Genomic DNA, 12647 nt, shown 5'->3' on the forward strand with positions numbered 1-12647 from the left:
TCCCCCCTGCAATTATTCCATAATAGTTACTTGACAAATATTTTGTTGCGCTTTTATTTCTTCGATCACTTCATCTGCTAATATTTCATCTGTTTCGATGACCATAAGCGCTCTTCTTCCTTTTTCTTTACGAGAAACACTCATTGTACTAATGTTAATCTCGTGTTTCGCAAGGATTGAAGCTACTGCTGCAATAGCACCGAAGCGATCGTTATTTACAATAAGTAGTGCTGGACTCGTGCCTGATAATTGAAGATCGAATCCGTTTAATTCTACAACTTCAATTTTACCGCCACCAATTGAGCAAGCAACAACTTCAATTTCTTCTTCACCTTTATACAAACGAATTCTTGCTGTATTTGGGTGAGGTGCATTGGCATCCTCTTCAATGAATTCCACTTCAATTTCGCGCTCTTTTGCTATCTCTAGCGCCTCTGGAATACGTAAGTCATCTGTTTCAAACCCTAATATCCCACCTATTAGCGCTACATCTGTACCATGCCCACGATACGTCTTTGCAAATGATCCATATAATGAAATGCTTACTCTTTCTGGTTCATGACGAAACAGCTGGCGAGCAACTTGCCCCATTCGTGCTGCGCCTGCTGTATGTGAACTTGATGGACCAATCATAACTGGACCGATAATATCAAATACTGAGCGATACTTCATCATAACTCCCCCTAAACCTCTATGAAAAAATTTTTTACTATTCTATTAAGCTACCAAATCGGTTGCTTTTCCAGTTGTACTACGAATTTGTTCCGCTATACGAATTGGATCGTTTTTGAATAACAATGAAACAATCTATCCTGAAATAATACTAGTTGTCATAATAAATAAGAAACTTAGCATTACCTTCATTTAAAAATAATATAAGCTAATCCACAATAAAGTCTGGTAGCAATCCAAAGTTTAACACAGAACCACTTACAAGGATAGCATAAACAAGTGAAACTATAATCAGTGGGAGTTTTGTCCATTCCCAATAATTATTAGCCCACAACAATCGTGCTTTTACGAGCAGTTATCTCTCGCTCAAATTCCTCGCATTCGCGAATTTTGAGGTAGAGTCTTACTGCCCATTAAAGTGGGATAAATTATAATCTGCCCTCATTATAACTTGTTTTTAATAAAACGCTTACTTTTAATGAATTTTAAAAGTTCTGAATAAAAATCCATTTTTGCTATTTGTATCATTCGTATGTCGTCTGACTTATATAACAGTTTTTCTAAATAATCGATACTATGTATTTTTATCCTATATTTTCACATCATTAAAACTTTCTGTTTCATCTAATATAAGCATAAAATGATAACAGTTTTATTTTATTTTTTTTAGAAAAAAAAATGGCAACCTCTCGTCGCCATTTTTTCATATCATTATTATCTTTCTACTGGAAATGATTTTAAATCCGTAGCTATTTCTGTATTAGAAAATAGCTCTCTTGCCTCTTTCAATAATTCCTTATATGTATCCCCTTGATAACGAGAACTAATATGAGTCAATATTAATCGTTTTGCATTTGCCTGAAGTGCAATACTCGCAGCTTGCTTAGATGTGGAATGAAAATAATCATACGCTTGTTGTTCATCTTCTGCCGCAAAAGTTGCTTCATGAACTAGTACGTCAGCGTCTTGTGCCAGCTCTCTACTCGCTTCACAAAATCTTGTATCACCTAAAATGGTAATAATTCTTCCTTTTTGAGGTGGGCCGATAAAATCTTGTCCGTTTAGTATCGTACCATTTTCCAATTCAACCACTTCTCCATCTTTTAAACGCTTAAAGAGTGGACCTGGTTTCACACCCATCTCCAGCAATTTATCGACTAAAAGGGCGCCTTGTATATCTTTCTCTATAATACGATACCCAAAACATTCAATACCGTGTGACAATCTTTTCGTTTCCACATGAAATTCATTATCTTCAAACACGGTACCTTCTTCTGTTATCTCAACAATTTCAAGTGGGTATTTTACATGTGTCGTACTTACTGATAATGCTACTTCAATAAATTGTTTAATTCCTTTTGGTCCATACACTGTTAAAGGTGTAGTCCCTCCTTGAAACGAACGGCTTCCTAATAAACCAGGCAATCCAAAAATATGATCACCATGTAAATGCGTAATAAATATTTTTTCAATGCGGCGTGGACGTACTGATGTATGTAATATTTGATGTTGCGTCGCCTCGCCACAATCAAATAACCAAGTTTGTCCTCGTTCTTCTAACAATTGCAAAGCAATTGCTGAAACGTTCCTTCCTTTCGAAGGAACACCTGCACCAGTTCCTAAAAATACAAATTCCACTTTCTTTCCTCCAGCTCTTTATATAATCTACCTTTCATCTTACGGAATGTTATTTCAAATGGCAAATCGAATTTACATAACCAATCATCTAGACAACTATATATCACGAACATTATACTCAAAAAATTTGGATATCGTTCGTGTTTTATGTTAAAATGATTATACTACATTTTAAGGGAGCGTTTTATTATGAAAGAAGCATTTCGTTTACAAACTGATTTTTCATCTTCATTTGATCGCTGGGTAAGTTCTTTCGTGTCTGATCACCCAGCACAATTAGAATGGACGACTTTGAAAGAGTTAATCCATGAATATACAACAACACATACAAATGATTCGTTACCAACATATATTTCTTCAGCTTTAACATATTATGCACAACGCGTTTCAACTGCAAACAGTTCAGAGATTGTTATTTTTGAAAATGTTACAATCTCATAATCTATAACAAAAAGCACTGTGATCAGTGCTTTTTATTATGTTCATTACAATATTTATTTTCCAACCTTATTTCAAAAAAACTCCGCTTATTTCCTACTATATAGCCAAGATAAATCTATTTGAGTTTTCAAAAAATATGTTGACACTACAAAATTTCAGTGCTAACATTCAACATGTAATTGAATATGGTCTCTGTTAGGTGAGGCTCCTGTATAGAGAAACGCTGCTGCCCAAAAATGTCGAGAGACGCCAATGGGTCAACAAGAAAGGTCGGAATGAAGGCCTTTTTTAACGTAGCTGGTTTCAGTACCTATGCTATACAGTGCTAAAACTCAACGAGGGAGAGGTGCATGTATTTTGTCATACACAAAAACTGTTTTGATTTATGCTTACTAACAGTCTTTGTTGTGGACTCTTTTAACTGCGAATTCAGACCTTTACTCGTTTTGAGTAAAGGTCTTTTTACGTATATATGCACCTTACTATGAAACAAACATAGCATATTCAGAAACTACTAAATTGTACGGAGGTGAGGAACAGTTGGCAATTGATGATTCGGCCCAGATACCCATATGTTTTACGTTAATATTTCATCATGTAGGTAGGAAAGAAACTGTTCCTCCTAATTTTAAATAGTCGAGTAACAGCTTGTTTCCTCCTTCATGAAAAAGGAGGAACTACCGATGTTAAATTTACTAAGACAAGAAACGAAACATTCATACGATCAAGATTGTATGAAAACAAATCACAAATTATTAGTGGAAGTCGCAACGCAGGATGCAAACAAAGCGTTACGACTTTTAGAAACAACAGAAAATGGACTCTCTAAAGAAGAAGCGTCTCGTAGACTTTCTTTATATGGCCTTAATGAAATAGCTCATAATAAAACATCACCGTGGTACATTCAATTTCTGCTGGCATTTAAAAATCCATTTATTTTTGTTTTATTAGCTCTCGGCGCACTTTCTTTTTTCACAGATGACATACAAGGAACTATTGTCGTATCTGTAATGGTAATGCTAAGTGCAACGATTCGCTTTTTACAAGAATTTCGTTCTCAAAAAGCTGCGGATCAGTTAAAGGCTATGGTCCGAACAACGGCGAGTGTCTTTAGAATAGATGGATTTGTACACGAAACAAAAAATGTAAAAATTTTGAAGCGAACTGATCCAACGGAAATTCCAATTGAGGAACTTGTACCTGGCGATATTATTTCACTTTCAGCCGGAGACATTGTTCCAGCTGATGTGCGTATTTTATCGGCTAAAGATTTATTTGTGAACCAATCTTCTTTAACAGGAGAAGCACTTCCTGTAGAAAAATACGAAAACTGCTATCATACAGAAAATAAACATCTATTACCGAAAAGCACGAAAAAAAATTACAATCCACTCGATATGGAAAATCTTTGCTTCATGGGGACAAATATTGTAAGTGGTAGCGCAAGAGCGGTTGTCATCTCCACAAGTACCGATACGTATTTTGGCTCTTTAGCAAATAAAGTAATCGGTAAGCGCGTAGAAACAAGCTTTGATAAAGGTGTAAACAAAGTAAGCTGGCTTTTAATTACATTCATGCTTATTATGGCACCTATCGTTCTTCTCATTAACGGATTCACAAAAGGGGATTGGCAAGAAGCTTTCTTCTTCGCTATTGCAATCGCAGTTGGTCTAACACCTGAAATGTTACCAATGATTGTGACTGCTAATTTAGCTAAAGGTGCCGTTAACATGTCTAAACAGAAAGTAATTGTAAAACAGCTGAATTCTATTCAAAATTTAGGTGCTATGAACATTCTTTGTACCGATAAAACAGGAACTTTAACAGAAGATAAAGTTGTACTTGTTCGGCACTTAGATCCTAATGGTAATACATGTAATCGTGTATTACACTTTGCCTATTTAAATAGCTTCTATCAAACAGGATTGAAAAATTTAATAGATAAAGCTGTTATAAAACATACAGAAGAAATTCAAAAATTTGATCCATCCGTTTTTCAAAAACTAGATGAAATTCCATTTGACTTTGCTCGTCGGCGTATGTCCGTCATTGTAAAAAACAATTCAGGTGAACATACAATGGTCTGTAAAGGGGCTGTAGAAGAAATTTTATCTATTTGCAACTACACTGAAATAGATGGCAAAATTGCTTCTCTTACCGATGACATGCGCTTACATGTAAAACAACTAAGTGAGACTTTGAATAGTGAAGGTATGCGCGTTATTGCTGTAGCTTATAAAAAAAATAGACCAACAAATAATAAAGAGTACGCCGTACAAGATGAAAATGATATGATTCTCGCTGGATATATTGGCTTTTTAGATCCACCGAAACCATCTGCCGCTACTGCCATTCAAGCATTACAAAAACATGGTGTACAAGTAAAAATTTTAACTGGTGATAACGAAATCGTGACAAAAAAGGTATGTAAAGAAGTTGGATTAAATATTGGCGAGCCTATCCTTGGTTACGAAATCGATGCTTTACCTGATAAAGCATTAGCAAAGCTAGCCGAAGAAACAACTGTTTTTGCTAAACTAAATCCAATGCAAAAATCTCGCATTATACGAGTATTACAAGGAAACGGACACACTGTAGGTTATATGGGAGATGGCATTAACGACGCCGTAGCGTTACGGGAAGCTGACGTTGGCATATCTGTTGATACTGCAACTGATATTGCAAAAGAGTCTTCCGATATTATTCTACTTGAAAAAAGTTTAATGATATTAGAAGCAGGTATTTTAGAAGGACGCACTACATTCGGTAATATTTTGAAATACATTAAAATGACAGCGAGCTCTAACTTCGGAAATGTATTTAGTGTGTTAGTAGCAAGTGCCTTCATTCCTTTCTTGCCGATGCTTGCCATTCACCTTTTAATTCAAAACTTACTTTATGATATTTCACAACTGTCTATCCCCTGGGACAAAATGGATAAAGAGTTTTTAGAAAAACCAAGAAAATGGGATACTGCAAATTTACGGAACTTCATTATTTGCATCGGTCCCATTAGTTCCGTATTTGATATCATCACCTATGTGGTCATGTGGAACGTCTTCGGTGCAAATACAGCTAGCGAACAATCATTATTCCAATCTGGTTGGTTTGTCGTTGGATTGCTAACACAAACTTTAATTGTTCACATGATAAGAACACAGAAGATTCCGTTTATTCAAAGTACTGCATCAGTACCGGTTCTTTTATTAACCGCTTGTATTATGGTAATCGGAATTTATATTCCATTCTCGCCACTTGGAGCAGCCGTTGGATTACAAGCATTACCACTTAGCTATTTCCCTTGGTTAATAGGAATACTATTAGGCTATGCTTTCTTAACACAGTTCCTAAAAAAAATTTATATTAAAAAGTTTCATAGCTGGTTATAAAAATGAGAATGAGCGGGTGCTTCCCGCTCATTCTCAAAAACATAACTTGGACTTATATGTATGGAGGTGACCATGATGGTATGGTATGACATTGTACTAAGATTATTTATTGCAATTCTTGTAGGTGCTTGCATCGGAATGGAACGACAATGGAGACATAGGATGGCTGGGCTACGGACAAATGCTCTCGTATCACTTGGTGCCTGTATATTTGTTTTATTATCCGTCATGATTGATCACGATGCTAGCCCTTCACGTATTGCCGCTCAAGTCGTCAGTGGGATTGGTTTTTTAGGAGGCGGCGTTATTATCCGCGATGGTTTTAGTATTAGGGGGCTTAATACTGCGGCTACCCTATGGTGCGCAGCTGCTGTTGGTACTCTTACAGGCGCTGGTTTCCTCATTGCAGCTATATTAGGTGCAGCTGGTGTTTTACTAGCAAACATACTACTTCGCCCAATCGCTCTCTTTATGAATCAAAAATCAAAAGAAGAATCACCTGAACAAACGAACTACTTACTTTCTCTCACTTGTTCAGAAGAACATGAAGCCCATATTCGTTTTTTACTTATGCATATGGTAAGTTCTGAAGGCATTGGTTTAAAAGAATTGTATAGTGAAGACGTAGATTCTAATCAAAAAGTATGTATACAAGCGACATTACACTGCAACACAAATACAGCAGTCTTAATTGAAAAAATAGTGAGCAGAATGCTATTAGAATCTGGCGTTACTGCAGCTGGTTGGAAAACTTCATTAGATTTAGAAGCAAGTTGAACATAAAAGGTGTCATGATATTTACAGCTTCATGACACCTTCTACATAAACTTATTTTCTAATTTTTGCTGAAAAGACTTTTCTTGCTTACGTAATAATTGACTACCTCGTTGTAAAAGCGGCATTCCATACTTATCATTAATTTGATCAATGACAGCAAGTAGCGGCTCTTCTTTCGCATCTTCTTCAAATGAAAACAAATCTAATTGCTTCACCGATTCAGTCTTCCACTCTATTTCAGTAGCTGTAACACCTAATAAACGAACGGAATCGCCGTCCCAATGTTGCTTCCATAAACGAGAGGCCGCTTGAAAAATATCTCGTTCTTCCCAAATGGCATTTTTCAATTGCTTACTCCTCGTTACTGTCCGCCTATCATGATACTTAATCATAATCTGAATATTATAGCTGACAAGAGTTCGCTTTTGTAATCTTTTACTCACTGATTTTGATAGCCTTTCTAACATATCAAGTAATTCTTTTTCTTCATCCATATCCTTTGAAAAAGTCATCGAATTACCAACGCTTTTATGTTGTCCCATTTGACTCGGATCAACTTCTCTATCATCCACACCTTTTGCCCTTCTTTGTAAATCAACACCATGCTTTCCAATTTTAGCGCGAATGATATGTTCATTTCCTTTTGCTAACTGTTCAATTGTTTGTATATGAATATCTTTTAATTTCTCAGCTGTTTTTTCTCCAATTCCATGCATCGCTCCAACCGGAAGCGGCCAAATCATTTCTGGAATATCTCGTTTTCGGAGCACGGTAATACCGAGAGGCTTTTTCATATCAGAAGCTGTTTTTGCTAGGAAAAGGTTTGGAGCAATTCCGATGCTACACGGCAACTGTAACTCTGTTAATAACACTTGCTGAATCATCTTTGCTATTTCAAGAGGCGAACCGAGTGCGTAACAATCTGTAATATCTAAATATCCCTCATCTATTGATACTGGTTGTATTTTTTCCGTAAAACGGGAAAGGATTTGAAACATTTGAAATGAAGCTTCACGATATAATGTAAAATTAGGGCGCCTTACAACTAATTGTGGACATAACCTTTTTGCTTCCCAAAGTGGCATCGTTGTACGTATTCCATATTCTCTCGCCTCATAACTACATGTGATGATAATTCCTTTTCTTTCTTTTTCATTTCCAGCAACCGCTAACGGCTTCCCCTGTAATGATGGGTCATGAGCAATTTCAACAGATGCAAAAAAACAATTCATATCTACATGTAAAATAACACGGCCCTTTTTCGGATACATTTCTCGCATAGTACTCCCCCCAACTAGAACATTCGTTCTTTTATTATATCAAATTTTGCACAATAATTATAATAATTACTTGTTCTTTTCTATCATATTTATTGCTATAATTTAAACAAAGTGGATATATTTGTAATCAGGGGTGATTATTATGAAATCGACTGATAAACTCAATTATACGTTTCTCGTAATTATACTAATCGTCGCAATCAATTATTTACTTCTTCCTATTTTTGATATTAACATAGCTGGTTTTCTCCCTCGCCTAGTCCATGTAGTAACAACTTACATACTGCCATGGATTTTCTTGTATTGGCTTATCCGCCTTGTAAAAGCAATCGAATCAAAATAAAAAGCGTGTAAATCAGTTGTGATTTACACGCTTTTTCTATTACATTACTTCGCTACTTCTTCAATAATTGCAACAACTAATTCTGCTGTTTTCGCTAATTCTTCAACAGGAATCTTTTCATTTGTTGTATGAATTTCTTCATAACCAACTGCTAAGTTAACTGTTGGAATGCCGTGTCCTGCAATTACGTTTGCATCACTTCCGCCACCACTTTGGTGAAGAGAAGGTGTACGACCAATTTTTTCAGCTGCACGTTTTGCAACTTCTACAACGTGATCGCCATCAGCAAATTTAAATCCTGGATACATAACGTTTACTTCAACGTCTGCATGACCGCCCATTTCTTTTGCAGTTGTTTCAAATGCTTCTTTCATTTTCGCAACTTGCGCTTCCATTTTTTCATTGATTAAAGAACGCGCTTCTGCAAAGATTTGTACGTGATCGCAAACGATATTCGTTTGTGTACCACCTTCAAAACGTCCAATATTTGCAGTTGTTTCAGAATCAATACGGCCAAGTGGCATTTTCGCAATTGCTTTCGCTGCGATAGTAATTGCAGATACACCTTTTTCTGGTGCTACACCAGCATGAGCTGTTTTCCCGCGAATAATCGCATTCACTTTCGCTTGTGTTGGAGCTGCAACAACGATTTCACCAACTTTTCCATCGCTATCTAATGCATAACCGTATTTCGCAGTAATGCGCTCACGATCTAATGCTTTTGCACCAACAAGACCAGATTCTTCTCCAACTGTAATAATAAATTCAATTGTACCATGAGGGATATTTTTCTCTTTTAAAACACGGATTGCTTCGAACATGGATGCTAATCCTGCTTTATCATCTGCACCTAAAATCGTAGTACCATCTGATACGATATATCCATCTTTAATAGAAGGCTTAATTCCATTACCAGGAACTACTGTATCCATATGAGAAGTAAAGTAAATTGTATCAACACCATCTTTTGTTGCTGGTAATGTACAAATTAAGTTACCTGCACCATGCCCAGTAACAGCCATTGTGTCATCTTCAAATACTTCTACACCTAAATCTGTAAATTTCTTTGTTAATACTTTGCAAATTTCTGCTTCAAATTTCGTTTCAGAATCTACTTGTACTAACTCCATAAATTCATTTACTAAACGTTCTTGATTAATCATAAGACTGCGCCTCCTGCACTACCATTATGTATGTAACACTATTAATTATAACAGAATTTCGCAAAAGTTTCGAAATACAAGACAAAAAACAGACGGTTTATATGTCTAGATAACCATCTGCTTTCTATTACTCATTTAACAATACCCAGCGCATATGATCTTCCCACACTCCATTAACCATTAACATCTTCCTAGACACGCCCTCATACTGAAAACCTATCTTCGTCACGACTTGTATAGATGCTAAATTTCGTGGCATAATCGGTGCTTCTATACGATGTAATTGAAATTCCTCAAAAGCAACTTGAATCGCTTTTCTAAGCGCTTCTGTCGTATAACCTTTGTTTAACTCTTCCTTATCTAATTTATAGCCGAGTACACAAGATTGGTAAATTCCACGAACAATTAAATTAAATGAAATACATCCAATTATTTTCGTATCATCACCTTTTTTAAAAATCCAAAGCCTGATGATTTTACCTTCTGCGATCTCTTTTCTATCCTTTTGTAACTTTTTCTTTTGATAATCTAACGTAAAAAAATCATCCGGTCTATACTCTTCCCAGGCTTTTAAAAATTCACGATTTCTGTCGTAATATTGAAGAACTTTTTCAGCATACGACTCATCAATTTCCCTTAAATGTAAACGATTTGTTTCATATATTTTCATCATCGTATCTCCATTCTTCAGCTTGCATAACAAAAAACTTATACCCTATCATTCTTATATATTCTCTACGTACATACAAATTTCCTGTTATACTTTACACACACTTCTCGAATTTTGTCATTTCTCTCCCCCTTGTCCACAATATCATTTCTCGTTACAATGATATTGTACTGATTTGCAAGGAGGTTTAACGATGCATAAAAAAGCTCAAAAAGTTATGATTTATGTAATGCTAATTTCTATGCTTGTAACAACATTACTTGCTGGCGCAAGTATGTTTTGGTAAAAAGGACGATCTGTTCGTCCTTTTTTTACTTTTTACACATAATAAAATAAACCATCTCGAAATCGAGATGGTTTATTTTATGTAAAGCACAATCGCTACAATGCTAAAGGAAAATGACATTACAAGTGCTATCACAAAACTTGTATATTGTTTCTGCTGAAATGCCCCAATAACAAAAGTAAGATTAAGTAATGCCATACATACAATCGCTACAAGATAAGAACATATATTAAAAGTTGCCAATATGAATGTAATAATAAATAGAAATCCCATAAAAAACTGCATATACGAAAGTTTTGGATTCAAGTACATATGAGCAACTCCTTTATCTAATTTAATCTTTCTATACTCTCATTAACGCATGGTTATGTACACATGTCAAGACAACTTATTACAATAGAAAAAACCAACTTTTTCGTTGGCTTTTTCATATGCAATGGCTCCTTTTTCTTTTGCCAATTGCTGAAATGATTTTTTCGATTTTACAATCCACACCTTCGTTCCAATTGGAATACGATCAAATAAATACTCCACATCATTTTTCTTCATTCTTATACACCCTTGTGAAATATACTTTCCAATTGAACTCGGTTGGTTTGTTCCATGTATTCCATATTTACTCCCATCAGTTCCTCGTGCATTAAATCCCATCCACCTAGATCCAAGTGGATTTTTCGGTGATCCCCCTGGAATATCCTTTGCAATATAATACGGATCCTTTGCTTTCATTACAATATCAAAAGTTCCCTCTGGGGTTAATTCATTTGTTTTTCCTGTCGCGACTGGAAAAACCTTTTGAATCTTCCCATCGTCAATATAAGCTAGTTTATTCGTCGCTTTATTTACAATAATAAAAGGATCACCGGCACGTGGATTATCACCAAGGGGCCAAATAGGCGATAAAGAAAGACATAATAGGAAAGAGAGAAGATACGGCATAAATAATTCCTACCTTCTATATAAGTTCTTTTATATTATCCTTTCCCTTAAAACGACTTTTAATGAGTAAATATTGTTCCATTTCGTATACAAGTTGAACAAGTTTCGCACGTATCTCAAATTCTTCACGTGTAGCCGGCAATGGCATCTCTCTAAATAATTCTCTCATTTCTTGAAGCTGTCTTAAAGAAATAACCCCGGTACTCTGAGGGCTAATAGCATTACTAATGTTTTCAACCACATCGGCAATCATGTCAGCTTGTTCATATGTCCACGATAAAGAAGCTACTAACGGAATCATTCGCTCTAAAATTTCGAATTGTTGCATGCGCATATTAAAATAACGATAGTAATAGTCATCTTCTCGCATAAATGCATTCTCAAGTTTCTTAAACGATAAATCTCTAGCTTCATTTAGCATCTGTTCAGTTTCAATAAGTTCTGCCCCGCTCCAACTACTTTCTCGATTTCGTAAATACACAACCATTTCAAACAAAATCGTTTTAAAATTACTTTCTATTTTATCTTGATACTCTTTTAGTTTATTTTCACTACTTGGCATATACATATTCACTAAGAGAGCCACGCTAATCCCTATCGTTAATATCGCAATTTCATTTCCAACAATAAGCCATGTAATTTGTTTCAATGAATATAGATGCATCACAATAACTGAACTCGTGACAATACCTTCTTGAATTTTAAGCATAACTGCAGTCGGAATAAATGTAAGTAATAATACGCTAATTGCTAGTGGTGTATATCCAATTGTCTCAAAAATACAAAATGCGAACACCATTGATAATACACAAGCTAAAAAACGATGTAACGATACTTGAAGTGATTTACGTTTCGTATTTTGTACACATAATATAACTAAAATACCCGCTGAACTATAAAATTCTAATCCTAATAACTGAGCAATAAAAACGGCTGCGCCTGTCCCTATTGCTGTTTTTACTGTACGGTATCCAATTTTGAACATAGCATTGCTCCTATATGTATAAACGTATTTACAATCAGTATAAAAAAAGGATGACACAATGTCA

Annotated in this window: 13 protein-coding genes, 1 pseudogene and 1 riboswitch; of the genes and pseudogenes, 5 read left to right on the forward strand and 9 right to left on the reverse strand. The window is 35.4% G+C overall.

The window, feature by feature from the left end:
* Positions 1–12 precede the first annotated feature (12 nt).
* From sdaAB to rnz, 3 genes and pseudogenes are all read right to left on the reverse strand, one after another.
* Positions 13–672: an L-serine ammonia-lyase, iron-sulfur-dependent subunit beta gene (gene sdaAB, locus MKY00_RS20620; protein ID WP_000877446.1), complete on the reverse strand. Its 660-nt coding sequence runs from the start codon at positions 670–672 to the stop codon at positions 13–15.
* Positions 673–751: 79 nt separating this feature from the next.
* Positions 752–1009: pseudogene (locus MKY00_RS20625) on the reverse strand (hypothetical protein).
* Between the two features lie 377 nt (positions 1010–1386).
* Positions 1387–2310, reverse strand: coding sequence for a ribonuclease Z (gene rnz / locus MKY00_RS20630; protein ID WP_000397447.1), 924 nt, complete (start codon positions 2308–2310; stop codon positions 1387–1389).
* 189 nt (positions 2311–2499) lie between these two features.
* On the opposite strand from rnz, the gene MKY00_RS20635 reads away from it, so the two are divergent.
* The 3 genes from MKY00_RS20635 (at position 2500) to MKY00_RS20645 (ending at position 6917) form a co-directional block, all read left to right on the forward strand.
* Positions 2500–2751 carry a DUF3932 family protein gene (locus MKY00_RS20635; protein WP_014893524.1) on the forward strand — a complete coding sequence of 84 codons (252 nt, stop codon included), beginning with the start codon at positions 2500–2502 and terminating at the stop codon, positions 2749–2751.
* Positions 2752–2935: 184 nt separating this feature from the next.
* Positions 2936–3103: riboswitch (M-box (ykoK) riboswitch) on the forward strand.
* A 331-nt stretch (positions 3104–3434) separates the two neighbouring features.
* Positions 3435–6140, forward strand: coding sequence for a magnesium-translocating P-type ATPase (mgtA, locus tag MKY00_RS20640; RefSeq protein ID WP_016718449.1), 2706 nt, complete (start codon positions 3435–3437; stop codon positions 6138–6140).
* A 75-nt stretch (positions 6141–6215) separates the two neighbouring features.
* Entirely contained in the window at positions 6216–6917 is a 702-nt protein-coding gene (locus MKY00_RS20645; RefSeq protein ID WP_029141190.1) for an MgtC/SapB family protein, read from the forward strand.
* Positions 6918–6958: 41 nt separating this feature from the next.
* On the opposite strand, the gene MKY00_RS20650 is transcribed toward MKY00_RS20645, so the two are convergent.
* A complete protein-coding gene (locus MKY00_RS20650; protein WP_016718451.1) occupies positions 6959–8197 on the reverse strand; it encodes a DNA polymerase IV in 1239 nt (412 codons plus the stop codon).
* 142 nt (positions 8198–8339) lie between these two features.
* Here MKY00_RS20650 and MKY00_RS20655 point away from each other — a divergent pair, with 142 nt between their 5' ends.
* Positions 8340–8540 carry a hypothetical protein gene (locus tag MKY00_RS20655; RefSeq protein ID WP_016718452.1) on the forward strand — a complete coding sequence of 67 codons (201 nt, stop codon included), beginning with the start codon at positions 8340–8342 and terminating at the stop codon, positions 8538–8540.
* 44 nt (positions 8541–8584) lie between these two features.
* On the opposite strand, the gene MKY00_RS20660 is transcribed toward MKY00_RS20655, so the two are convergent.
* Positions 8585–9703 (reverse strand): tripeptidase T, encoded by a 1119-nt coding sequence (locus tag MKY00_RS20660; protein WP_000609808.1) that lies wholly within the window; start codon positions 9701–9703, stop codon positions 8585–8587.
* Between the two features lie 127 nt (positions 9704–9830).
* Positions 9831–10376 (reverse strand): GNAT family N-acetyltransferase, encoded by a 546-nt coding sequence (locus tag MKY00_RS20665; protein WP_001993297.1) that lies wholly within the window; start codon positions 10374–10376, stop codon positions 9831–9833.
* A 190-nt stretch (positions 10377–10566) separates the two neighbouring features.
* On the opposite strand from MKY00_RS20665, the gene prli42 reads away from it, so the two are divergent.
* Positions 10567–10659: a stressosome-associated protein Prli42 gene (gene prli42, locus MKY00_RS20670; protein WP_000549038.1), complete on the forward strand. Its 93-nt coding sequence runs from the start codon at positions 10567–10569 to the stop codon at positions 10657–10659.
* A 72-nt stretch (positions 10660–10731) separates the two neighbouring features.
* Here the strand turns inward: prli42 and MKY00_RS20675 are convergent, their stop codons facing one another.
* From MKY00_RS20675 to MKY00_RS20685, 3 genes are all read right to left on the reverse strand, one after another.
* Complete coding sequence (locus MKY00_RS20675; RefSeq protein ID WP_000281165.1) at positions 10732–10971, reverse strand: DUF3894 domain-containing protein; 240 nt, start codon at positions 10969–10971, stop codon at positions 10732–10734.
* A 66-nt stretch (positions 10972–11037) separates the two neighbouring features.
* A complete protein-coding gene (locus tag MKY00_RS20680) occupies positions 11038–11598 on the reverse strand; it encodes a L,D-transpeptidase (protein WP_001146556.1) in 561 nt (186 codons plus the stop codon).
* Positions 11599–11614: 16 nt separating this feature from the next.
* Entirely contained in the window at positions 11615–12583 is a 969-nt protein-coding gene (locus MKY00_RS20685; protein ID WP_016718453.1) for an aromatic acid exporter family protein, read from the reverse strand.
* Between the last annotated feature and the right edge of the window lie 64 nt (positions 12584–12647).

Origin of the sequence: Bacillus sp. FSL R9-9834 (assembly GCF_038006905.1) — a bacterium.
Classification (GTDB): Bacteria; Bacillota; Bacilli; order Bacillales; family Bacillaceae_G; genus Bacillus_A; species Bacillus_A pacificus.

Excerpts from the sequence above, each read along its gene's own strand:
- prli42 (WP_000549038.1), top strand. The coding sequence starts at position 10,567 with ATGCATAAAAAAGCTCAAAAAGTTATGATTTATGTAATGCTAATTTCT.
- MKY00_RS20650 (WP_016718451.1), bottom strand. The coding sequence starts at position 8,197 with ATGCGAGAAATGTATCCGAAAAAGGGCCGTGTTATTTTACATGTAGAT.
- MKY00_RS20675 (WP_000281165.1), bottom strand. The coding sequence starts at position 10,971 with ATGTACTTGAATCCAAAACTTTCGTATATGCAGTTTTTTATGGGATTT.
- MKY00_RS20635 (WP_014893524.1), top strand. The coding sequence starts at position 2,500 with ATGAAAGAAGCATTTCGTTTACAAACTGATTTTTCATCTTCATTTGAT.
- MKY00_RS20665 (WP_001993297.1), bottom strand. The coding sequence starts at position 10,376 with ATGATGAAAATATATGAAACAAATCGTTTACATTTAAGGGAAATTGAT.
- MKY00_RS20655 (WP_016718452.1), top strand. The coding sequence starts at position 8,340 with ATGAAATCGACTGATAAACTCAATTATACGTTTCTCGTAATTATACTA.
- sdaAB (WP_000877446.1), bottom strand. The coding sequence starts at position 672 with ATGAAGTATCGCTCAGTATTTGATATTATCGGTCCAGTTATGATTGGT.
- MKY00_RS20660 (WP_000609808.1), bottom strand. The coding sequence starts at position 9,703 with ATGATTAATCAAGAACGTTTAGTAAATGAATTTATGGAGTTAGTACAA.
- MKY00_RS20645 (WP_029141190.1), top strand. The coding sequence starts at position 6,216 with ATGGTATGGTATGACATTGTACTAAGATTATTTATTGCAATTCTTGTA.
- MKY00_RS20685 (WP_016718453.1), bottom strand. The coding sequence starts at position 12,583 with ATGTTCAAAATTGGATACCGTACAGTAAAAACAGCAATAGGGACAGGC.
- MKY00_RS20680 (WP_001146556.1), bottom strand. The coding sequence starts at position 11,598 with ATGCCGTATCTTCTCTCTTTCCTATTATGTCTTTCTTTATCGCCTATT.
- mgtA (WP_016718449.1), top strand. The coding sequence starts at position 3,435 with ATGTTAAATTTACTAAGACAAGAAACGAAACATTCATACGATCAAGAT.